The following is a 22,718-nucleotide window of genomic DNA, read 5'->3' as shown; positions in this document are numbered from 1 at the left end:
CACCGCCTGGTGCGGACTTCACCAGTGGTCGGCGGCCTTCGTCGAGCGACGGGTAGCAGCCTGCCCTTGGTGGGGCGCACGACTGTCGCTTGCGATCCGACGTACCCCCGGGACGCGCTGTCAGCGACCGGCAAGCTACTGACATTCTGATGACGCTTATGCTGTCATTGGCTGACATATTGCCTGCTCGCGGCGCTGCCGGGTCGTTGCACACGTCAAGTGCTGTCAGTAGCTAAAGGCGATTCTGCCCGTAACCCTGGGCAACGGCCCGTATCGTTCTGCGGCACGGGGTGGCTTGCCCAGTACCGGCACTGTCAGCCAGCGCAGGGCGGAGTCGCAGCCGCGTGCATCGGTCCCGCTGGCGAAGCCTAGGTCATCAGCAAGCACGCTCGACGTCGACCAAGGGGGGAGCTCGGGGCGGAGGTCGAACGGCTTGGACGAGGTTGATCTCAGTTCGCGCTCGTCGGCTGGATAGCCAACTGATGCGAACCTTCGAGCCTTACCTGGTGTCCGAGGTCGCGTTGAGTCCGTCGACCTTCTCAGTCGACGCGAATCCTCCTCGAACCGGGCCGACCTACTGACGCTCATCGTTTTGAGCTGCCGATTTCCACCCCATCGTCACACCAATCGGTACGCATGCACTTGCCACCAGGCCTGACTGAAACCGTGCTCGACGTGAGGTCCTCATGTAGCTGTCGATGATGGACGCCGGTCTGGTGCGATCGAGCGGTGCGGTGGGCAGTTCATCGGCCGTCTCCGGGAGCTCGGCTTCGAACTCGATGAGCTCGATCCCTGTCTCTGTGAACCGAACTCCCGCACCACCGTAAGTTACGAACGAGTCGTCGCCGCAGGCGAATCCAATCCGGAGTCCCCGTGCGCGGGCCGCGTGAGCGAACAGTCGGGTCATTTCGACGTGGTCCAGAGACTGGACGATCTCCGCAGTATCGTCAAACGAACGGGTGAAGACGAACGCGGCCTCGAGCAGACTCAGCAGCCGGAGGGGTCGGTAGACCTGATTGTCGTTTTTGGTTGTAGCGACGAGATAGACCTCGCCGAATGGTGACTCGTTGAGAGCGTCTCGCAACTCCTCCACGAGCAGTTCACCAACGTCATGCGACTCACCGACAAGAGGTCCGTGTTCGATCCAGTCATAAACGAGTAGATCGACGCGGGCCACCTGTTTGAGGTAGTCAGGTGCGAGGGTGTTCTTATCGATGATCCGCGCCGCGAGCTTGCGTCCGTGCAGATCCTCTGGGTTTTGCTCACGGAAGATTACCCGAAGGCCTTCGTGCTTGACGTTGCCATCCTTGTCGAGCACCGTAACTGACTGCACTGGCAGTTCCTGCACATCATTGGCGTGCCGATACGGTGACCCCTTCCGACTGATCTTGCCAGCGAGGATGTCATCGAAGTAGCCCGGAACATTCATCAGTCGGGCATCGGATTCGCTGGCGAACAGTTCGGTGATCTCCACACCGTAGGACCACTCCTCGGACCCTGTGCGCTTGAGCAAGAAGTCGGGTCGTTCACTTTCTGTGTAGTCGAACCGGTTCGTGTCAAAGACCGTAAGGAAAAGAGCCAGCTCCTTCGTCTTCTTTCTGCTGTCTCCGAGACTTCTCGACATCAATCCAATCCACCCTTCATGCGCCTCGTTCGCCACCGCCTGTGGCTCATGCTAATGCGGCAGGAGACCAGGGCGACCGAGTCGGGAGACCTTGCTGCGGAAACCTCAAGCGTCCCATGAAGTCGTCTCTCGCGGAGGAGGAGCGGCAGCCGCCCGCCGAGCCCGAACGGCTTGGGCGAAGTTGATCTCGGTTTTCGCTCGTCGGCCGCGTCAGGCTTGCTAGGTCATCATTTCGCTCGGCCACGACGTGTACAGCCGCCACTGACCTGTGTCGGGGTGGATGCCACCGTCAGGATCTTCCCATATCCAACGGAGCGTCGGCTCATAGTCGCGGTCGTTGATAGTGAGCTTGACCGTGATGTTGCACATGGCCAGGGCTGGCTGATCCACAGCAAGGATCTCGAATGCGGTCAGTCGGTACTTGTCATAGCGATTTCGCATTTTCGCGGGCGGAACGATCGGTGTGCGTTTCGAATGACGGGCAAGCGATTTGGGCATGTGACCATAGTTTGTGCGGGTCCATAACGTCAGAAACTCCTGGCACGCAAGGTATCCCGGATGTAGCTCCATCCCCTGATCGCCGGATCGGAGTGTTTCGGGTTGGAATGCGGCCATCCGCCGCTTTGTGTCGCTGGACTGCTCGATTGTCGAAAGTAGCTTCTCTAACGACTCTTCCGGAGTAGGGTCAGGCTGGACGGGCGCCTGCCGCTTCTCCTCGGCCAGGGCCCAGTCGACCACAGCGAACAGGCGATTCCACGCCTTGGTTGCGACCATGATGTTGTTGTAGTTGGGCAGCGTGCCGTGAACGATGCCGTTGCGGTACAGGTCTACCGTCTCAGTCTGATCGGTGGCGTAGACGCCCTTTCGGAAGGTTGCATGCGCAGAGGTCAGCCCCATGTGGTGACCGACGACGCTGTCCCATGCATCGACCTCGCTCTCCTCCCGTGCGTGCAACCCCTTGCGTAGCTTCGTGTCGACATCGTTGACGAAACCGTCCATGACACTCATGAGGACGTGAACTACTGCGTAGTACCGTCCGGCTTCGTAGTCGGTGAGTGCGAAGTTGATGAGATGCTGTCGTGGACGTATCGCCTTGTGCTTTCCGGCTCGAAGCGTCATGAACCGAAGAGTGCCTTCTTCCTGGTAGTAGGCAACCAGCGCACTTTCGGCCGCCTCATGGTTACCACCGCTTTCTTGGATCAACGTTGCCATGCGGTCAAGGCTCAGCTGATCGTGGAAGACCCAGTTTCGTGGGCCGAGCAGCTCACCGAAAGCGTCGACAGTGTCGGTGATGTGCCGAAGCTTCTGGTGTAGCTGGTCGAAGTCGGGGCGCTGATCTTCGGGAAGGAGGCGTGCCAGCGGCTGATAGGTCTCCAGCTGCTGGTACATCTCGACCACGGAAGGCAGATCGCGTGCGGAACTATATGGCATTGCTACCTCTCAGGTCTTCTGCGGCTGCAATCAGCTATCTGCCGCCTTGCCGAAGCTGCTCTGACTTCCTCCAAAGCTACTTCCGTCAGATCATTGTCACCACGCATTTTCGCGGCATGCGGCTGTACACCTGGTCGTGTCCACCTCGGCTCGCTGGCCGTTCCAGCGCCGGAGACCGTTGTGCGTTCGACAACGCGAAAACCCAAGCCAGTGTCGATGACAGCCAGAAGGCGGACGCGCACTCCGCAACGCCGCTGAGGGCAGGAACAGTCAGCAGATGTTCTGCCCGACAGCTGAGCCTGCTCAGGACCCTGGTGAGAAGGCCGACGGATAGCGAATCGAGGAGCCACCTCTTCGCTACCCCGTCCGGCCAACAGAGCCAGCTCGCACAGGAGATGCGTTGATCGCGAATTGTATGCTCACGCAACAGAAGTCGATGTGTAGTACTGCATTCAGAGCCCCCACCCTGGGGCTGCCATCGCATGGAGTCGGTGTAGCTAAGATCTACCTGGGTGATCGGCCACCCCGGTGCACGATCTCCTCCTCTCGAAGGGCTTGAGTTGGGCAAGAAGTGTGGGCGCGGCGAGATCCCGAAGAACCGGACTGTCACGCGGATGCAGATGACTGTGGCAGTTGCGCCTTCGGGTCCGTTGAGCATCCAGGGTGAGTTACAGCTGTGTCGATCGGCCTTGCTGTACGCGGACTCGGTGACGTTGATCAGCCCACAGATGTCCTATTTGCAGCTGATGGCTGGATACCGCCAGGCGCGAGACATCGAGTACCTGCGGCTCGCGGCGAAGGGGGCCCCGGTCTACGCGCCCGATGAGGCGGAGAGACTCAATCAGATGGTCGATCAGTACGACCGCACTTCGCGTGCTGACCGCCGCGCCCAGAAGAAAGAAATCCAGCAGTTCTTCGAGGTGCTGCGCCCGACGAAGGAATTGCTGATCGCCAACGCGGTGAATACCCTGGCGAACTGTGGCTACGATGAACTGGAACTGGCAATCAACGAAGGAATTCTGACTATCGAGCCGATGGATAATGTCGACCTCACGACATTCGGCGATGACCGCGAGTCTACAATCGGAACCTTTGAATACTTCAATCGTGTTTCGAATACACTTCTTACTGGAGATAGCTATCCGCTTTTCGATCAAGTGACAGGTGACCTCGTCAGGAAAGGCGTCGACGCAGGAATTCTCGCGCCGGTGCAGGTTGCTCGTCGACGTGGCCGGAACGCTGCTCTAGCCAACGGATTCTTCGACCATCTCCCATACTTCGAACACGCCACAATTGATGAGATCCTGGATATCCGGACCGATCTACGGAAGCCGCTCGGCAAGTTCCGTGAAGGCGTACAGCAGATCTCCAAGGATATAGACATCAATCCTGAAGACCCTCAATTCCCGCACATCATAGCGGATGAATGGACCGCGAAAATTGCTCCTGCATTGGATGAAATCGATGAGCTGTTCGCCGAGAACTCCAGCTACCGCGACCTACTGCGGCGGGGAATCTCTGATGCTGCGGGATTGGCTGGACTGACAGGGCTTGGGAGCATGGTTGTCGCTGCCGGCGCAGCCGGTGGCACCCCCGCGGCGACAACTTTGCTACTTGGAGGCGGAGTCGCTGCCGCGCTGGGTATACCGATGGCCACCTTGCGAGCAATGCAGGCGCAATGGAAAGATCTGGAAACTGCCAAGAACGCGCAGTTCTACTTTCTGTATGAGGCCAATGCTCGGCTTGCGAGTCCGGCCAGCTAAATGCGGTGTGAGCTACGGGCCGGCATTCGATCGCTTCTCTGCGCGACGTGTGATCTGAAGTAGCAAATCGGCTAGCTGGAACGATGATGCGCTGGTCGCCGATATCGTTGCGCGAAGCAACCAGCCATGGTGGTGGCGCTGCGATCCTTGCGGGCACCAATGGTGTGCACTGCCGTCGAACCGCGCCAATCCGGTGCTGAGCCGCCCCGCGTGCCGCAATCGCCGTCCACGACGCGAGAACACATCTATCTGATGGACCCGATCGTGTAGCGCGCCCGCCGCCCGGTCGAAACCGATGGTGCGCCGAGGCTAGTCGCTCGTCGTCGACACCGCGGTCGCTGCGGTCAGGCTAGAGACCTGGTACCTCATGCTCTGGCTGATGGCCTGAAACTGGAGCGGATTCCCGCCGAGGTCAGCGCCCAGCCCGACAGATTCCCTGTAGACCGTCACTGGTCGTTTCGGCAGGTGGTGGTCGGCAGATCGCGCCGACCCGGAGGCGCAGCGTCGGGCGGGTCGGGGTCGCCGCGATGTACAGATGCCCGGCGTCGGCGTTGTGATCGCGACGGAAGGAGTCATATCGGACGCAACACCGCAGCACTCCTACACCAGAAAGGGGACCACGGTCCGGCCGCAGTAGGCCTGGGTCACTGCTCAGTGCCATACGAACGATCGACGCTTCGAAGCCACGACACGTCCGCACGCCCGACTGACGACCATGCACCACCGCAATGTCAGTGAACTGCGTTGCCGCAACGTCAGCACTTTTCGTTGACCTTGTCGACAGATACGTGGTCGAATATTTCAGATCGAGTTTCTCAAGGACGAAGCTTCGGATTCCAGGCTCGGCTGGTCGCAGTGCACAACAACTCTGCGGGAGGCGGTGTGTCATGGTCGACCCGGCGGTTCTTGCATTGCGCCAGGCGGCGGCAGACCGGCTGGCCGTGCTGGATCAGCACGGGGATCTGACCAGCCACCATGTCAGGTTGGCCGCCCAAACCGTCGGTGTGTCGGAACGGACAGCGTGGAGGTGGGTTGCCGCACGGCGGGCAGCGGAACCGATGTGGCGCAAGCGTGAACGGTTCCGGATCGACCACCGGCTGCGGATCCGATTCGCCTACTGGCGCGGCAACGCCGCGGCGTTGCACCGCGAACTCGTCGAACAAGCCGAGCAAGGCGGCGCCCCAGCTCCGAGCCTGGTGACCGTGCAGCGCGCGCTGCGCAAGGATGTCTCACGCGGTGACCGCGCGGGATTGCGTGCTGGGGAACTGGAGCGCCGCAAGTTCGATGTCTTCTTGAAACGGCCCTCGACCTACCGCAATGCCGAGTGGGAGGCAGATCATGTCGAGGCCTCGGTGGAAGTCGATGTGGGTGATCGGCTAGCGAAACCCTGGGTGACCTGGTTCGTTGATCGGCAATATTGCCTGATCATGGGGGTCGCGGTCACACCACGGTTCCCCAATCGGGAAGCGATCCTGGCGTCGCTGCGCGCGTCGATCCTGACCGAGGAGCCCTACGGCCCGGCAGGCGGGTTGCCCACGGTGGTGCGCATGGATCAGGGCAAGGATTTCTTGTCATCGACGGTGCAGGACGCGTTGGGTGTGTTCGGGACTCGCGTGGTGGTGCTGCCGGGGTATACCCCGTATCTGAAAGGTGCGGTCGAAACGGTCAACGGCGCGGTCAAGCGCATGCTCTTCAAGGGCATGCCTCGCTACACCCATTCTCAAACCGGGGTCAACGGTGCGGTGGCGGATCCTGATGCGCCCGCGCTGCCATTCGAAGCGTTCGTCGCCGATCTGCTGGACTGGGTGAGGACCTGGAACAACAGCACCGACCACGACATCGACCGTTTGAACGGGGTCTCGCCGTTGGACAGCTGGCTGGCCGATCCGACACCGTTGCAAGAGCTCGACCGCGACCGGTTGTGGATGTTCACCCTCGAAGATGATCGCAAACCGCGCGTGATCTCCACCAAAGGCGTCGCGCGCGGCAAGGGCCGCCACTACATCGCGGACTGGATGGTCGGCCTTGTCGGTGCGAAGGTGCGGGTGCGATACATGCCCAACCATCACCACGAGATCGAGGTGTTCGACGCCCAGACCGGCCGCCACCTGGGGCCCGCGATCTTGGCTGACCAGGCACCCCCACAGATGATCCGCGACGTCCAACGTGCCCGCGCCGGCCGCGCCCGCCAGTTGCGAGCCGACCTTGCAGCGGCCGAACGCTCACGGCGGATCCGATACGCCGCGGTCACCCGAGCCGAGCCTGCGCAACCGCTGGACATGATGACCGTCGAGCGAGCGAAGCAGGAGCTGGGTGCCCGGAGCGACTCAGAACTCGCGAAACTGGCACGGCCACTCGTCATCCCACTGTCACATCCACCACCGGAGTGGGTACGGCCGATAGAACCTTCACCCAAGCGGGAATTGAAGAAGGACAAGCCATGACGGCCACACCCACGCCTGAGAACAACTATGGCGATCCTGTCCCCGAGCACTATCTAGGCTTGGCGGGAGTGAACGTGGTGGCGACCGAGGCGCTGATGATGGCGCACGACAACCTCGCCGATGTGATCGAGGCACAGGCGATGATGTGTGTGCATGGTGACGCTGGCCTGGGCAAGACTTTGTCGGTAAACGCGGCCTTGTGTCGGCTCGCACCGGGGCTGGTATGTCGCGTCCAGTTCCGGGCTCGCCCCACGCCACGCGACATCCGGCACACTCTGTTTACGGCGTTGGCTGTGAGCGGGCGGCCGCCAGCCAAACCGATCGAGTTCGACCTGATATTGAAAGATGTTCTCGCGGAACGATTCCGGATCCTTGTCTGCGATGAGGCTCAATGGTTGTCGCGAGAGTGTTTCGAGTACTGGCGACATCTGTGGGACGACCAACGCACCCAAATCGCGATCGTCTTTGTCGGCGGAGGGGACTGCTACGAAGTGCTGCGGCGCGAGCCGATGCTCAGCTCGCGAGTATACGTGTGGCAGGAGTTTCGGCGGATGACCGCCGAACAAGTACTGACCGTGATCCCGGCCTACCACCCGATCTGGGCCCAGGCCGACCCCGAGATCATCGCCTACGCCGATACCCATGCCGGCCACGGCAACTTTCGCTCCTGGGCCAAAATCACCTCCCACGCCGCCCGAACGCTGAACAAAGCCGGACGCGACACCGTCGATCATGACGTCCTTGGTTACGTGTTCTCCAAACTCAGCGGACGAACTGGATGAGCACGCCCGGGTCGGCGATGTTCCCTGTCAGTGACGACGAGCTCGCCCCAGAACTGAGATGGTGCTGGCTGCCGCCGCGTCGTCGCCACCGACAGCGCATGATTTTGCTGCTCGATCCCGCCGACGACAAAAACATCACCGCGACCTTGCTGGCGGGCAGTAACTTGAGCGCTGGCATCATCACCGTCCACCCGACGCCAGGAACCCGCGGGTCGGCGATGCTGGCCCACGACATCCTCGTCGCCCTAGGCCGTTCGGCACGCAGGTTGGAAGGCCAACACATTGGCAGCGAACGATCCGCGTGGATCGCGGTGCGGTCCTGGATTCGCGCTCATGACGTGCGACGGGTGATCGTGTTGCGTGCGCACCGGCTGTCTGAGGCCGGATGGACGGCGTTGATCGGCTTGTGGCGCGACACCGGCACCCAAGTGGTGTTGGTGTGCCATGGCGTTGGAGAAGAAGAGGCTCTGGCCCGCTTTCCCGACGGTGTCATGCCGAGGGTGGTCCATCGTGCCGATCGCGTACTGCGCGACAGGCACGCACGGCGATCCGCCCCGTTGGCCTCGCGCACGCCCCGGCCGTTGCCGATGGTGCCCGACACCGACGTGGCACGCTTTCGTGCCGATGCCTTCCGACGTTTGTCGCTCGAAGAGTTCTCCCGGGTGGACGCGGTTTATCGGCAGGGCATGGACGCGGCGTGCCGATGGTCGGCGACCCTGCCCGACCCCGCGACGGCGGGCGTGGGGGGCCATATCGGCGAGTTGTTGCCGCGGGGAAGGCTCGGTAGCGAACTGATCGTGGGAGCGCAGGCATTGGCCCAGAGGTACGGCGAGGCGGAGTTGCGTCGGCTGGCGGCTGGACTGCTCTGTGTGGGGTATGGGCATGGTCTGACCACCTTTCCCCAGGAATTCGACGACGCCGAGGAAGTCCACCGATTTGTCACCGGTCTCGTAGCTCGCGCGCATTCTGCCCAACACGCGATCACGTTGTTGCGGGGCGCGCAAGCTGGCGCGTTGCTGCACGGCGTTTTGCTGCAGATGCCATCGGACCTGGTAGATCTGACCGGCCCCGGTCTGACCGGGATACCGATCACCCCCCAAGTCGCTGCTCATCTGCGCAGCGAAGTCGTCAATCCTGCTTACGCGGGCGCGGTCGCGGTCGCGGTCTACACCGGGTTCGATACCGAGGACCTGATGCGGATCCCTGTCGCGGCCGTGTCCGACGAGGGGGGCACACTGCGCTGGAACACCGCACAACGTTGGGAAAGGCCGGATTGGTGTGTGCTAGCGATGCCCGAGGCATCGCGGCCGTTCTTGGCCGCTGCCCGGACCTACGCGATCCTGCAAGGATTGGCGCCGGACAAGCCGCTATTCAAAGCCTCCGCGCAGTTAACCGGGCCAAAGATCGCCCAGCAGGTTGAGGCCGCCGGGCTCGCTCCCGCACACAGGACACCGGCCAGCTGTCGCTGGTGGCGCACAGTGCGCGCCTGGCACGTCGCGACACCGCTGCACAACGACCGCGGATACGTCCGATGATCCCCCCTGGGCCGTCCCGGTTGAATTATTCGCGAATCCGCCGACGCGCCGCCGAACTCGGCCTGACCGAGCAGACGCTATGCCAGGCGACTGGCGTGCACCCCTACAGCGAGCGCGATCCCGACCAACGCACCGTCACCCTCACGGTGCTCTCACGCCTTCGCACCCTGCTCGGACTGACGTGGGCCGAATTGGTGATCGAACCAGACAACGCCGCACACGAGGCCTCGGAGATCGCCCACGCGGCGCCGGAGGGCGAAGATGCCGCTGACGCAACCCTGCTACTAGGGGTGCTTGCCTCCAGAGGCGGGGCGACGACACAGACAGTGCTGGGACGGCTCGCATGGACACACGCCCGCCTCGATGCAGCCATCGATGTCGTCCGCGACCAGTTGGCAGGCACTGCGTTGCAACTATCGGGCACCGAGCTATACCTCACGTTGACAGTCGTGCCGGGCACGGTGTCCGGCACGGTCGATGATCGCTTGATCGAGGAGGACGCACGTCGGGTCGCGTTGACTCCAATGCTCGCGGAAGACTTGTTGCGCCTGGTGCGGCAGAAGATACTCGCGCCGTTCCCCGGCGAGCCCGATATGTGGCCGGCGGAATCGGCCGGGAGCCATTTTCAGCGCCAGACCGCGCTACTGAACCAGTGCATCGCCATCGGACGCCGAAGTTCCGTCGGTGACGAGTTCGCCCGCCACCGTGACAGTGCCGACGAATTCACGACTTCCTACGAGGTGGTCGCCAACCTGCAGATTCACCCCGACGTGATGTACGCATTGGGCTTGGCCGGACCGCCCCTCCAGGCAGGCTGACCATCCGCAAGATCGGCTGCTGAACAACCGTTTTCGACGAGACAGAATCGAGAAGCGTCAACGACCGACCGCTGCCATGTCAGCAACTAAGGCGCAGGAAGGTCTTGAGTGGCGACATTCAAGCCTTTCACCTCTTCGATGCGGCGGTCGAAATCGAGCTCGGTGGACGGCCCACTAACCTCGCCAGCCGCGACGGCAGCCCGTAGCGCTTCCAGCTTGCGGGTTCCTCTCCATAGCCCGAGACGGCCAATTGCTGCTGCTAACCGTTCTGAACTGGTCAGACGGTGCCATCAAGGAGCTGCACTGGCGTCGTCGCCAAAGCGGTCGGATTGATCGATGGCTTTCCGGGGTTGGCCATACTTCGCCCGCTCATCTGTCAAACGCGAAATGATCAAGAGCGTAAACGTCTTATGTGCTTCCAGTTGATCTGTAAACGCCGTATAATGCCGAGTCGATCGTCCGTGGGCGACCTTCTCGATCGGACTAGTCAGTGGTCCGCGTATTCCAAGCTCGGCGAGCCCGGCAAGGTCGGCTTCGCCTAGAGCGACTGACCACATCACATGAGATCGGAGTGAGCGATGTCCACAGTGATCGTGAAAGGACGCCAAGTAGGTGTCGACCCCCGAGCTGAGTCGTGGCTGGCCGCGACCGAACTAGCCGGGGACGTCGAAGCCGCACACAGGTTGTCGCGTGCAGTAGACCCAGAACGATACGGTTTCAGCAAGCGAGAACGTTTGGATCTCGCCACGTGCACCGGCGACAAGGCCGAGCTGGTGTTGTGGATACTCGAAGCCGGGCAAGTACCCACACCTGACGCGGTAATGAAAGCAGTCACCGGGCCACCCATGCTTAACGCCTCGGTCGGCAAAGCAGAAACATCGGCAGAAACGAAGCGACTGACGTCGGTCATTCGAGCCGAGCGAGACAGGTTCGGAGAGCTCGTCTCGGAGGCCATCGCTATGCACTGGGCGCGCTTCGGCGTTGGCCCGACGTGGCAGGAGGCATGGCGATCCGAGGCGTTGACCTCCTGGTGGGTGTTGTCCGAAGGCTGCGTCCCTGAGTACAGCATCGCGCGCGGTCCGATGTTTAGAACCCTCGAGCGAGCAGGATGGATTGCCTACAACCGGAACCCACACTCGCTATGTACCGGGCGGCAGTTTCACATCCGATTCCATGGGGACCATGTTTCTGCTGCTCCAGCACCGATTGTCGGCTATCTCGTCGCCAACCACATCGGAATCCATCGGCGCCTGCACAATTGCAGCCCGACCTGGTCCGAACTCGCAGAGTTGGCCACCGACGCCAAAGGCCTTCCACTCTTCTTCAACGCCGGGGATGCTCGCGCACAACAACGTTGGCTGGAAACCCAAGGATGGATCAGGATCGAAGACACCGAGCTACGCCGGGGCGAGCGCGCGAAAGCCGAAACCCGTAGACGCGCTGCGCTCCGAAAGGCCACGGCGGCCAGTCGCGCCGCCTGATTGAGCCTGACCTCGGATGGCCGGGGCAGGCCGGGCGTGAGACCATGCCGGTCCCCATGGATCCCCGCGCTGACCTCCCCTAGTCACAAGTCGGCATAACGGAGCTGCGGTTCCGTGAAGCCGATGGAGTCAGGTTTGCGCGCCGCGAGGACTTCGAGCACTGTCGCCGTCAACAGTTTCGCGACCAGGGTGTCGAGTAATGACCTTGATTTGACGGTACCTCTCGGTCACCTGGGGTCAGAGCTTCGTGTATTCAGCCCAATCCCAGCGCTGCTAGTTTCCGGTAGAGAGTGGCGCGTGAGATTCCGAGCGCTTCGGCGGTTTTGAGTCTGTTTCCGTTGGCTCGTCGAAGTGCGGCGGCGATCGCTTCGCGTTCGGCTTGTTCCAGATGGCTCAGGCGTTTGTGGGAGGAGGTCTGCGCGGTGGTGGTGGGTAGGTCGGCGGGTTGTAGGCGAGGGCCAGTGGTGTGGTCGAGTGCGGCGCGCAGGGTGCGGTTGAGCTGGGCGATATTGCCGCGCCAATCGCGTTGGCAGAGTTCACGAATGGTTGACGCGGCAAGTCCGACGGTGCCTTCGCTGAGTCGGCGGATGAGCATTTCGGCGAGATCGGTGACGTCTTCGGGGCGGCGGGACAGGTCGGGGACCTCGACGACGTATTCGAACATCGTCAGCAGGCGAGGGTCGATGTCCTCGGCGCGCTCGGCGGTCAGGGTTGCCACGGCGAAGCCGCGATCGTGGGCGTCCAGTTCGGCACCGAGCGTGGCCAGTTCATCGGAGCTGCGGTGGGTGAGGTCGCCGAGTAGCTTGCCTTCGCTCGCTTTTCTCGCGACCGTGATGCGGTTGCCGCTCACCGCGCCGGCCAGGGCGGTCTTGCCGACACCTGGCGCGCCGTAGAGGAGCAGGCGGCCCTCGGTGGTGGCTGCTCGCGCTGCCGCGTGCACGGCTGATCGCCACAGCCAGCTGCGGCCGGGAAGTTCGTCGAGTATCGCGTCGACGAGGGCGGAGACGGAGTCCGAGGTGGAAGACGACCGGGTGGGTTCGGTCGGTGCGGTCGACAGCTGCAGCAAGGCGCCCGCGACATCGCCGGAATTGTGGACCAGCCGCAGCCCGACATCGATGGGAGAGCCGTCGCCTGCGGTCAATCGCAGTGGTTGCCCGCCCAGGGCGATGGTTCGCTGGACCGAGTCCCACAGCTGGTCGTGGGAGTAGCGGGAACCGACCAGCGCCGACGCGAGGGTGTTCGCCATGATGATGCGATCGTTGAGGGCGATCACGGGTCGACGTGATCCTCGGCGATCGGCGTGCAGGAAGGCGTCGAGTAGGGCGCGGTCGTCGGCGGCGTATCCGCTGAGCAGGCGATCCCCGGCATCGCGGGCGGCGCGCTCGACCAGTGCGGCGAGGACCTCGTGGGGGGCGCCGGTGGGACAGACGAGGTCGAGAACGCCTTCGATGCTTCCGCTGCCGGGCCGGATCACCGGCACTCCGACAGCGACGACGGGGTCGAAGCATCGGTTGAAGTGTTCGGCGCCGTCGACGATGGAGATCGCGCGTTCTTCCAGCACGGTTCCGAGCCCGGTCGATCCGACGCTGGCTTCGTCGAACCGTGCACCCTTCAGTACCCCCATGCCATCGAGCAGGGTGCCCATCGAGGTGCTGGAGACCCACCGGTCGGCGATGTAGGCATCACGGTCGGTCACCATCATCGCGAACTCGGCGGTGCCCAACTGGGCCATGATGTCGTGAACCACGGGTCGGACCGCGCGCAGCAGTGCGCTGTCGGGGTTCATCGCGGAAGCGAAGACCACGGCCGGTTCGGTGTCGGGGCGGACGCCGCCGAGCTTGGCGCGCTTCCACGCACGCAGGGTGGCCGGGCGGACATCCGCAGATTCCACTCCCTCGTGCAGAAATGCTTCCCGCGCCGCGGCAATCAGCGATTGATCATTCATAGCTCTCCTCATCGTCGCTGCTCAGCACGGGTAATTCGCATCACCACCTTGTGTGACCGGCAACACACTCGCCCTGATGGTAACCCCGAACATCGGCGAGGAGTGTCTCAGATCTGCGACACAAAGCCGCGCTGTCGAAGGACGCCGGTGCCGGTCGGTGCGATCTCGAAATCGAGACACTGCGAGGTGACGCGGCGCACATAGCCTTCGTTCACGGCACTCGCCGAATTCAATTCTTTCTCGATGCAGCGGAGGAACAGCTCATGGAAGAGCGCGTCACATTTCACAGCGATGGCGAGACCTTGGTCGGCACCTTGTTCCGGCCCGACGGTGTGGAGGGTCCGTTGCCCACGGTGGTCGCCGGCGGTGGCTGGTGCTACGTCAAGGAAATCGTGCTTCCGCATGTCGCGCGAATCGTGGCCGAGCAGCAGATGCAATTCCTCGGATTCGACTATCGGGGATTCGGTGAGAGCAGCGGCGCGCGGCGCCAGCACATCGATCCATGGGAACAGATCGCCGACTACAAGAACGCACTGAGTTATGTCGAAACTCGTGACGATGTCGATGCGCAACGGCTCGGGGTGTTCGGCATCTCCTACAGCGGCGGGCACGCCCTGGTGCTGGCCGCCACCGACAGCCGGGTGAAGGCCGCGGTGAGCGTGGTCCCGGTGGTCGAAGGCTACGACAACATGCGTCGTGCGCACGGTGAAGTCGCGTTCGCTGAGCTGGAGGCCACGATCCTGGCCGACCGCAGGATTCGTGCCGGCGGCGGCGAAGGTGCGACCCTGCGCATGAGTTCGCTGGAACCGTGGAAAGAGTTGTCCACCTGGCCCTTCCCGCGAATCGGGGAGGTGTTCAACAAGCTGAGGGAGTCCGGGGAAGCCGAGCGCCATGAGCACTGGAGCACGCTCGAGTCCACCGAGTTGCTGCTGAACTACTCGGTGTTTCCCTTCCTGCCGCGCATTCTCGACAAGAAGGTGATGATGATCGTCGCCGAGGGCGACAACATCACGATGTGGGACCGCGAGATCGCGGCATTCAACGACATTGCCAGCCCGGCGAAACGTCTCGAGATCTTGCCCTCGGTCAGTCACATGAGTCTGTACTCCGACCAGCGCGACACGAATATCGCCGCCGCGAAGGCCGCCGATTGGTTCGGCTCCGCATTCAGTTCTTCGAACTGAAACCCAGTCCCTCACACATTTATTGACAATGGGGTCGTTAGATGAATATTCCCGTTCGGTGGATCATCTTGATCGGATCGTTCACCGCTTATCTGTTCGACGCGCTGGAAATCGTCATTCTTTCGCTGGCTCTGCCGTCGATGCGTGCAGACCTCGGTATCAGTGTCGTGCAGGGTGGCCTCTTGGCCACTTCGACCTTGCTCGGGATCGGCGCCAGCTCGGTCACGGTCGGCCGGATCGCCGATAAACACGGCCGGAAAGTGGCCTTGTTGGGCAGCCTGGCGCTGTTCGGTGTGTGCACGGCATCGGTGGCGGTGATGCCGAGCTTCGGCTGGATCATGGTGTTGCGGTTGGTCGCCGGCTTCGGGTTGGGCGGTGTGTGGGCGATTGTGTCGACCTACGTGGTCGAGTCGTGGTCCGAGCGGGAACGGGGCCGCGCCGTCGCGTTCGTGATGAGCGCGTTCCCGGTGGGTGGCATGCTCGCGGCGCTGATCGCGGGCACCTATGCCTCGAACTGGCGGGCGATGTTCTTCGTCTCCGGGGTCGGCGTGATCGTGCCGATTGTGCTGATCTGGCGGTTCTTCCCCGAATCGCGCGAATGGCTCGACAACGTCAGCGCTCGCCGCGCGGCGGGCGAAGCGCCGACAGCGAACACCCGGGAGATCTTCGGCCGCACGCTGATTCGCTCCACGGTCCTGGGCACCACCGTGTGTTCGCTGGCATTGCTGGGCTTCTGGGGAGCCAGCGCTTGGCTGCCCACCTTCCTGGCTGAGGACCGTCAGGTCCCCGCCACCACGGTCGCGGTCTTCATCAGTGTGCTGAACCTGGGAATGTTCTTGGGGTACAACGTCTTCGGATTCATCGCCGACAAGGTCGGCCGAAAGCGCGCACTCATCGCGTCGTTGCTCGGGACCGGCCTGGTACTTCCCCTCTACGTGGTGGCCGCCAACGAGACGACACTGCTGGTGCTCGGGCCCGCCTACGCCTTCTTCGCCGTGTTCACCGGCATTCTCGGCAGCTATCTCGGCGAGCTGTATCCCACCGAGCTCCGCGCGACCGGTGCGGGATTCTGCTTCAACGTCGGCCGCGGTATCTCGGCGCTGGCCCCGCTGTTGCTCGGCTACCTGGCGGGCACCACTGGTTTCGCCATCGGCTTCGCGCTCTGCGGTGGGCTGTTCCTGCTCGCGGCCGTCGCCGTCATCGCGCTGCCCGAGCGCTACAGCCCGGCGACTGTCCTGTCCGACGACACATTGTCTGCCGAAGACGACGGAGTGAAGCTGTGAAAATCCGCGGTGCGGTGCTCGAACGAGTGGGCGCGCAAACTCCGTTCAGCCAATCCAGGCCGCTGCGAGTCTGCGAACTGGACCTGGCGGATCCACGAGCGAACGAACTACTGGTTCGGGTGGAGGCCGCCGGAGTCTGTCACTCGGATCTGTCGGTGCTCACCGGGAGCAGGCCACGTCCATTGCCGATGCTGCTCGGTCACGAAGCCGCCGGGTCGGTGCAACGTGTCGGCTCCCGCGTCGACGACATCGCGCCGGGAACTCGCGTCGTGATGACGTTCCTGCCGCGGTGCCGCGACTGTGCGGCCTGTGACACGGCGGGACGCGTGCCGTGCCCAGCGGGCTCAGCGGCGAACGCGGAAGGCGTCATGCTCGACGGCGGTCGCCGCCTGACCCACGACGGCTCGACCGTGCACCATCACCTCGGGGTATCGGCTTTCGCCACCCACATCGTCGTGGACCGGCGCTCGGTGGTGCCGGTGGGTGACGACGTTCCCGCCGAGGTCGCGGCTGTGCTGGGATGCGCGGTGCTGACCGGCGGCGGTGCTGTGCTCAATGTGCGCGCGCCGGTGCCGGGGAACACGATCGCCGTCGTCGGTCTGGGTGGAGTGGGGATGGCCGCGCTGCTGGTCGCGCTCGCGCAACGAGATTGCCGTGTCATCGGCATCGACACCCTCGCCGACAAACTCGACTCCGCCCGAGCGCTCGGCGCTGACGACGTGTTCACGCCTGCCCAAGCTATCGACAATGGAGTCGAGGCCGACATCGTCGTCGAGGCGGCAGGCCATCCACGCGCACTGGAGACAGCGATCGCGTGCACCGCGGTCGGCGGGACCACGGTCACGGTCGGACTACCCGATCCGCAGGCGCAGATCACCCTCTCGCCCCTGCGGCTCACCAGCCGTGCGCATTCGCTGGTCGGCAGCTACCTCGGTTCCGCCGACCCCGCCCGCGACATCCCTCGCTACGAGCGGCTGTGGCGAGAGGGGCGTCTGCCCGTCGAACGGCTGATCTCCTCGCGCATCGCCCTCGACGACATCAACACCGCCATGGACCGCCTGGCCGGCGGCAACGAGATACGTCAAATCATCACCTTCGGAGACGACACATGACCGAACACCTCTACGACGCGCTCATCATCGGCGCCGGTTTCGGTGGCCTCGGCGCCGCCGCCCAACTGACACGCCACGGCGTGCGCAACTTCTGCCTGCTGGAAGCAGGCGACGAGATCGGGGGTGTCTGGCGCGACAACACCTATCCTGGCGCCGCGTGCGACACCCAGTCGGTGATCTACTGCTACAGCTACCTACCGCACCTCACGGTGTCGCGAATGTATGCGGGCCGCGACGAGTTGCTGAGCTATTTGCACCATCTCGCGCAGCACTTCGCACTCACCGAGCATATCCGCCTCGGCACCAGAGTCGTGCGGGCGCAGTGGGACGAGTCGAGATCGCACTGGGTGGTGACCGACCGAAACGGCAACGAGTTCCACACGCGCGCACTGATTCCCGCGTGGGGGCAGCTCGGTACACCGCACATCCCCACCTTCACAGGCCAGGACTCGTTCCGCGGCAACATGTTCCACTCCGCGCGCTGGGACCACACCGTCGACTTGACGGGCAAGCGAGTCGCGAGTGTCGGGGCGGCGGCGAGCGCGGTCCAGTACGTCCCCGAGATCGCCGCGTCGGCAAAGCAACTGGTGGTCTTCCAGCGTTCGGCGAACTACATCCTGCCCCGCAACCAGCAGGTGTTCACCACCGCCGAACTCGATACGCACCGGAACGACCCGGGAACCTTTCACGCGCTGCGCGAGCGCATTCACAACGAACGCGAGGAGGGCTTCGATCGAACCAGGCGCGGGACCGACGGTCAACGTAGCGGTGCCGATGATGCCCGCCGACATCTGGAAAGCCAGGTCGCCGACCCCGATCTGCGTGTCGTACTGACTCCCGACTACGACTTCGGATGCAAGCGCATCCTGCGCAGCGACGACTACTACCCGGCCCTGACCCAGCCGAATGTCACCGTGGAGACCGCGAACATATTGCGCTTCACCCCCGACGGCGTACTCGTCGACAACGGCGAGTTCTACCCACTGGATGTGGTCGTCTTCGGCACCGGATTCGCCAGCCAGTCTTTCCAAGGCGACACCGCGATCATCGGCTGCGGCGGCCGATCGCTGCACGAGCGATGGGGGACTACCCCTGAGGCGTATCTGGGCATGCTCGTCGACGGTTTCCCGAACATGTTCCTCGTCTACGGGCCCAACACCAACCTCAACCACAACTCGATCGTGGCGATGCTCGAAGTGCAGCACGAATTCATCGCCGAATCCGTCGAACGGCTGTGTGCCTACAGCGAACTGAACATCGATGTCGAGGAGTACGCGATCCGCGGGTACAACGCGTGGCTGCAGGTACAGCTGGAGGATTCGGCGTTCACCTCCGAATGCTCATCCTGGTACAAGAACGGCGACGGCAAGGTCATCAACAACTGGTGCGGCACCGTCGAGGACTACCGGCGATTGGTGACGGCGCGGACGCGACCCGAAGCGGTGCGTTCGTGAGCACTGAATCACCCGATCGCGGCCTCGACGACGTAGCCGCCGACCAACGAGCTCTCATTCGCGCCTTCCGCGACAACGGCAGCGCATCGTTCGACACCCTCGGTGTCGACGCCGCGCGCGCGGCCTATACCGCGGGCTGCGCAAGAAGCGGGCTGATTCGGGTCGAGCTAGCTCGGGTCGAGGACATGAACATCGGTGCGGAGCAAGACCTTCCGATCAGGTTGTACAGCAACTACCCGGCCCGCTCCGCGCGCCCGGTACTGCTGTTCGCCCACGGTGGCGGCTGGGTGATGGGGAGCCCGGACACCCACGACACGCTGTGCCGTTACCTCGCCGCCCATGCCGACGTGGCGGTCGTCTCGGTCGACTACCGATTGGCCCCCGAACACCCGTATCCCGCGGCCGTCGACGACATGCGCACCGCGACCCGGTGGCTGATGGAACACGGAATCGAGCACGGTCTCGATGTCGAACGGGTGATCGTCGGCGGTGACAGCGCCGGTGGCCAGCTCGCCGCGGCCATCGCCGCGGAATGTCCCCGCGTTCGCGCCCAGATGCTGCTGTACCCGGTACTCAGCCTGGCCATGGACACCGCCTCTTATCACCGTGTCCAGCAGGGATTTCCGCTGACCGCTGCGACAATGCACTGGTTTGCCGACCTCTACCTCGGCGGTATCGCGACATCACGGGACGCACCGGATCTCAACCCCGGCCTGCACCCGCACCCGATCCCCACCTTCTTGTCCACGGTCGGCAACGACCCGCTCTGCGACGAAGGCATCGACTACGCCGCGACCTTGGCCGCGTGCGGAGCGCCGATCACCCACATCCATCTGCCCCGGCACGCGCACGGCCTGTTCACCTCGGCGGGGGTGGTCGCAACCGGTCGGGCTGTGCTGGATCAAGCCTGCGTCTTCCTGGCCGCCATCGCCCATGAGGAGGTCGACCGAGGGTTCGCCCCGACCGGTGAACCCGAAGGAGCACAACGATGATCGACGCAACAGCAGTGATCGCCGACACCCCGCAGGGCCTATGGATCGACGGAGCAGCGGTCGATGCCACCGACGGCTACCGGTACCCGGTCCTCGACCCGGCCACCGGCGACACCCTGACCACCGTCGCCGACGCCCGCGCCATCGATGCGATGCGGGCCATCGAGTCGGCCGATCGAGTCCAGCGCCCCTGGGCCGCCACCGCACCCCGCGAACGCTCCCAGATCCTGCGCAGGGCATGGGAGTTGGTCACCGAGCGCGCCGAAGATCTCGCATTGCTCATGACCGCCGAGATGGGACGCGCCCTGCCGGACAGTCGCGCGGAGGTCGCCTACGGCGGGGAGTTCTTGCGCTGGTTCAGTGAGGAAGCGGTGCGCGTTCAGGGCCGATACACGCCCGCACCAGCCGGCAACGGCCGGATCCTGGTCACCAAAGCACCGGTAGGGCCGGTGCTGGCGATCACCCCGTGGAACTTCCCGTTGGCCATGGGAACCCGCAAGATCGGTCCGGCACTGGCCGCGGGCTGCACTGTGATCGTCAAGCCCGCGGCCGAGACACCGTTGACCATGCTGGCGCTGGCACGGATCTTCGCCGAAGCAGGCCTGCCCGCCGGTGTCCTCTCGGTGCTGCCGACCTCCGATGCCGCATCGATTTCGACGCCGCTGTTCGCCGACCGCCGACTGCGGAAACTCACTTTCACCGGTTCCACGCGGGTCGGGCGAATCTTGCTCGCCCGAACGGCTTCCGGGGTGTTGCGCACCTCGATGGAACTGGGCGGCAACGCCCCCTTCCTGGTCTTCGACGATGCCGACCTCGACGCCGCGATCAACGGTGCGATGGCCGCGAAGATGCGCAACGGCGGACAAGCGTGCACGGCCGCCAACCGCTTCCTGGTCGCCGACGCTGTGCTCGAGGAATTCACGGCCCGGCTGACCGAACGCATGGCCGCGTTGACCGTCGGTGCCGGACATCGGACAGGCGTCGCAGTCGGGCCGCTGGTCAGTGCCGCCCAGCTCGACAGGGTCGCAGGGCTCGTCGACGAAGCGGTCGCGGCCGGTGCCCGGATACGAACCGGCGGCAAACCCCTGCCGGGTCCAGGTTTCTTCTACCCGCCCACGGTCCTGGATCAGATCCCCGTCCGCGCGCACATTCTCGACCAGGAGATCTTCGGTCCGGTCGCGGTCGTCACCGGTTTCGGCGACGAAGCCGAAGCGATCGACCGAGCCAACGCCAGCGAGTACGGCTTGGCCGCCTACCTCTACACCCGTGACCTCGGCCGCGCCCTACGCGTCACCGATGCGTTGGAGACCGGCATGGTCGCGGTCAATCGGGGAGTCCTGTCCGATGTCGCGGCTCCGTTCGGCGGCGTCAAAGCCTCCGGCCTCGGACACGAAGGCGGCATCGAAGGCATCGACGAATACCTCGACTCCAAATATGTCGCACTCACGAACTGACACGCCACGACCGCCGCTTCGATCATCGTCCCAGTCATCCGCCCGGATCGTCCTCTGCGGCGACCGCGCTCGCGGCGCCGTGCAGGATCATGTCGATGAAGCGAATTCGCAGCTGCGGATCGAGGGGATCACTCAGTTTCAAGGCCCGCAACTGTAAAGGGGCGAGCAAGGTTTCGAGCAACATTCGTGGCTCGATGCCGACCGGCAGCTCGCCCCTGCGGACCGCGCGTTCGGTGATCGGGTAGATCGGTCGCAGCGTGGCATCCCACAAGGAGTCTCGCAGCCTTGTCCAGCGGGGGTCGTCGCCGCCGAAGGACAAGGCGTGGTTCAGGAGCCGGCCCGTCGGTGTGCCGAGACATTCGCTGACGATGTTCAACAACTCGTCCAGGTCGGAGCGAATCGAGCCGGTGTCGGGGACCTGGACAGACAAGCCTGCCGCGCTCGACAAGGCATCGACGATGAGGTCCTCGCGCGAGCCCCAGCGTCGGTAGATGGTTGTCTCATGGACCTGGGACAGGGCGACGACCTCCGCGACCGCGAACGCGGTCAACCCCTTGTCGGCCAGAACTTTCAGTGTCGCGTCGATAACGGATTCCCGTACTCGCGCGGATCGCCCGCCGGGCCGCCGACGTTTCTGCTCACCCACCATTGCACCTCCACCACTTGCCCCCCTGCGATCAACATTGGAAGCCGGGCGGACCCGGCGCAAGGGTGTCCCGCTCGGCAATGTGGTGATATGAGACATACGAAAGATGTTGTGCACCAACTAGTTTCATGATGATCGAATGTCGAGGCCGTGTAGCCCGTGCCAGCACAAGGTGCTGATCGCTTCCACCGCGTGGTGCTTGGGTACGAGCATTCCGGCCCGATGCCAATCCGAGGCAGCGGTCAGACTGGCGCCGACCAAGCCGAAGGCCAGCATTCGCGCCCGTACCTGCTCGCTGTCGTGCGGGCACAGTCGTTCTGCGATGGTGCCCGCACAGCTCGACAGTGCTGCGCGGACTCGCAGTTCGACCGACGGCTCACTGGGCACGCCGCCACCGAAAACGAGCGTGAGGCTAGAAATGCCCTCGTGATCGATCAGGTCGAAGAAGACCGCGACCGTGCAGTCGACGACCTTCCGATCGGTCTCGGCAGAGCCGAGTGCTCGGTCCACTGTGGCGACCAAGTCGTCGAGCATGCACTGGACGACCGTCAGATAGAGGTCGAGTTTGCTGGAGAAGTAGTCGTAGAGCACAGGTTTGGTCACGTCGGCCCGGCGAGCGAGCAGGGCCATGGTGACACCGTGGTATCCCCTGGCCACGAACGCCTCTCGTGCGATGTCGAGGAGTTGGTTTCTGCGCGCGATCCTGCGCGTACTGATCTTGTCGTGCCGCTGCTCGCCCGCACTCATCGTCGGCCGTCGGCCAGGAAGAA

General features: G+C 63.7%; 19 protein-coding genes and 1 pseudogene. 13 read left to right on the top strand and 7 right to left on the bottom strand.

Features of this window, described 5'->3' with window-relative positions; all coding sequences use genetic code 11:
• Positions 1–574: 574 nt before the first annotated feature.
• Complete coding sequence (locus ACFTS5_RS09655; RefSeq protein WP_378629307.1) at positions 575–1,660, bottom strand: hypothetical protein; 1,086 nt, start codon at positions 1,658–1,660, stop codon at positions 575–577.
• A gap of 183 nt (positions 1,661–1,843) precedes the next feature.
• Complete coding sequence (locus ACFTS5_RS09650) at positions 1,844–3,013, bottom strand: hypothetical protein (RefSeq protein ID WP_378629305.1); 1,170 nt, start codon at positions 3,011–3,013, stop codon at positions 1,844–1,846.
• Positions 3,014–3,567: 554 nt separating this feature from the next.
• On the opposite strand from ACFTS5_RS09650, the gene ACFTS5_RS09645 reads away from it, so the two are divergent.
• The 6 genes and pseudogenes from ACFTS5_RS09645 to ACFTS5_RS09620 all read left to right on the top strand — a co-directional run bounded on the left by ACFTS5_RS09645 (position 3,568) and on the right by ACFTS5_RS09620 (position 10,397).
• Positions 3,568–4,818 (top strand): hypothetical protein, encoded by a 1,251-nt coding sequence (locus ACFTS5_RS09645; protein ID WP_378629302.1) that lies wholly within the window; start codon positions 3,568–3,570, stop codon positions 4,816–4,818.
• Positions 4,819–4,906: 88 nt separating this feature from the next.
• Positions 4,907–5,071: pseudogene (locus tag ACFTS5_RS09640) on the top strand (zinc-ribbon domain-containing protein); the annotation flags it as partial.
• Between the two features lie 634 nt (positions 5,072–5,705).
• Positions 5,706–7,262 (top strand): Mu transposase C-terminal domain-containing protein, encoded by a 1,557-nt coding sequence (locus tag ACFTS5_RS09635; protein WP_378630019.1) that lies wholly within the window; start codon positions 5,706–5,708, stop codon positions 7,260–7,262.
• Complete coding sequence (locus ACFTS5_RS09630; RefSeq protein WP_378629300.1) at positions 7,259–8,044, top strand: AAA family ATPase; 786 nt, start codon at positions 7,259–7,261, stop codon at positions 8,042–8,044. Before ACFTS5_RS09635 ends, ACFTS5_RS09630 begins: the two co-directional genes overlap by 4 nt.
• Positions 8,045–8,142: 98 nt before the next feature.
• Positions 8,143–9,579, top strand: a complete 1,437-nt coding sequence (locus tag ACFTS5_RS09625) for a hypothetical protein (protein WP_378629298.1) — start codon at positions 8,143–8,145, stop codon at positions 9,577–9,579.
• The gene (locus ACFTS5_RS09620; protein ID WP_378629297.1) at positions 9,576–10,397 is read left to right on the top strand and encodes a DNA-binding protein; all 822 of its coding nucleotides are present in this window, start codon (positions 9,576–9,578) and stop codon (positions 10,395–10,397) included. The genes ACFTS5_RS09625 and ACFTS5_RS09620 overlap by 4 nt, the downstream gene beginning before the upstream one ends.
• Positions 10,398–10,483: 86 nt before the next feature.
• On the opposite strand, the gene ACFTS5_RS09615 is transcribed toward ACFTS5_RS09620, so the two are convergent.
• Positions 10,484–10,612, bottom strand: a complete 129-nt coding sequence (locus tag ACFTS5_RS09615) for a type II toxin-antitoxin system ParD family antitoxin (protein ID WP_378630017.1) — start codon at positions 10,610–10,612, stop codon at positions 10,484–10,486.
• A gap of 363 nt (positions 10,613–10,975) precedes the next feature.
• Between ACFTS5_RS09615 and ACFTS5_RS09610 the strand changes: the two genes are divergently transcribed.
• Entirely contained in the window at positions 10,976–11,878 is a 903-nt protein-coding gene (locus tag ACFTS5_RS09610; protein ID WP_378629295.1) for a hypothetical protein, read from the top strand.
• Between the two features lie 253 nt (positions 11,879–12,131).
• Here the strand turns inward: ACFTS5_RS09610 and ACFTS5_RS09605 are convergent, their stop codons facing one another.
• Together ACFTS5_RS09605 and ACFTS5_RS09600 are read right to left on the bottom strand one after the other, a co-directional pair.
• Entirely contained in the window at positions 12,132–13,823 is a 1,692-nt protein-coding gene (locus ACFTS5_RS09605; protein ID WP_378629293.1) for a sigma-54-dependent Fis family transcriptional regulator, read from the bottom strand.
• 107 nt (positions 13,824–13,930) lie between these two features.
• Positions 13,931–14,110, bottom strand: coding sequence for a hypothetical protein (locus ACFTS5_RS09600; protein WP_378629292.1), 180 nt, complete (start codon positions 14,108–14,110; stop codon positions 13,931–13,933).
• On the opposite strand from ACFTS5_RS09600, the gene ACFTS5_RS09595 reads away from it, so the two are divergent.
• The 6 genes from ACFTS5_RS09595 to ACFTS5_RS09570 are packed head-to-tail and all read left to right on the top strand — an operon-like array spanning position 14,087 to position 21,302.
• Positions 14,087–15,007 carry an alpha/beta hydrolase gene (locus ACFTS5_RS09595; protein ID WP_378629290.1) on the top strand — a complete coding sequence of 307 codons (921 nt, stop codon included), beginning with the start codon at positions 14,087–14,089 and terminating at the stop codon, positions 15,005–15,007. The genes ACFTS5_RS09600 and ACFTS5_RS09595 overlap by 24 nt on opposite strands.
• A 41-nt stretch (positions 15,008–15,048) precedes the next feature.
• Complete coding sequence (locus ACFTS5_RS09590) at positions 15,049–16,290, top strand: MFS transporter (RefSeq protein WP_378629288.1); 1,242 nt, start codon at positions 15,049–15,051, stop codon at positions 16,288–16,290.
• A complete protein-coding gene (locus ACFTS5_RS09585) occupies positions 16,287–17,402 on the top strand; it encodes an alcohol dehydrogenase catalytic domain-containing protein (RefSeq protein WP_378629286.1) in 1,116 nt (371 codons plus the stop codon). Before ACFTS5_RS09590 ends, ACFTS5_RS09585 begins: the two co-directional genes overlap by 4 nt.
• Positions 17,399–18,856, top strand: coding sequence for a flavin-containing monooxygenase (locus ACFTS5_RS09580; protein ID WP_378629283.1), 1,458 nt, complete (start codon positions 17,399–17,401; stop codon positions 18,854–18,856). The genes ACFTS5_RS09585 and ACFTS5_RS09580 overlap by 4 nt, the downstream gene beginning before the upstream one ends.
• A complete protein-coding gene (locus ACFTS5_RS09575) occupies positions 18,853–19,848 on the top strand; it encodes an alpha/beta hydrolase (RefSeq protein WP_378629281.1) in 996 nt (331 codons plus the stop codon). The genes ACFTS5_RS09580 and ACFTS5_RS09575 overlap by 4 nt, the downstream gene beginning before the upstream one ends.
• Complete coding sequence (locus ACFTS5_RS09570; protein WP_378629279.1) at positions 19,845–21,302, top strand: NAD-dependent succinate-semialdehyde dehydrogenase; 1,458 nt, start codon at positions 19,845–19,847, stop codon at positions 21,300–21,302. Before ACFTS5_RS09575 ends, ACFTS5_RS09570 begins: the two co-directional genes overlap by 4 nt.
• A 34-nt stretch (positions 21,303–21,336) precedes the next feature.
• Here ACFTS5_RS09570 and ACFTS5_RS09565 read toward each other — a convergent pair whose 3' ends face one another.
• Positions 21,337–22,065 carry a TetR/AcrR family transcriptional regulator gene (locus tag ACFTS5_RS09565; RefSeq protein ID WP_378630015.1) on the bottom strand — a complete coding sequence of 243 codons (729 nt, stop codon included), beginning with the start codon at positions 22,063–22,065 and terminating at the stop codon, positions 21,337–21,339.
• Positions 22,066–22,074: 9 nt separating this feature from the next.
• Positions 22,075–22,695 (bottom strand): TetR/AcrR family transcriptional regulator, encoded by a 621-nt coding sequence (locus ACFTS5_RS09560; RefSeq protein ID WP_378629277.1) that lies wholly within the window; start codon positions 22,693–22,695, stop codon positions 22,075–22,077.
• Positions 22,696–22,718: the final 23 nt, after the last annotated feature.

It is taken from the genome of Nocardia sp. NPDC056952, from assembly GCF_042674185.1.
GTDB lineage: Bacteria > Actinomycetota > Actinomycetes > Mycobacteriales > Mycobacteriaceae > Nocardia.
The sequence above is the reverse complement of the archived record's forward strand: the minus strand, read 5'-3'. Positions and strand labels throughout refer to the sequence as shown.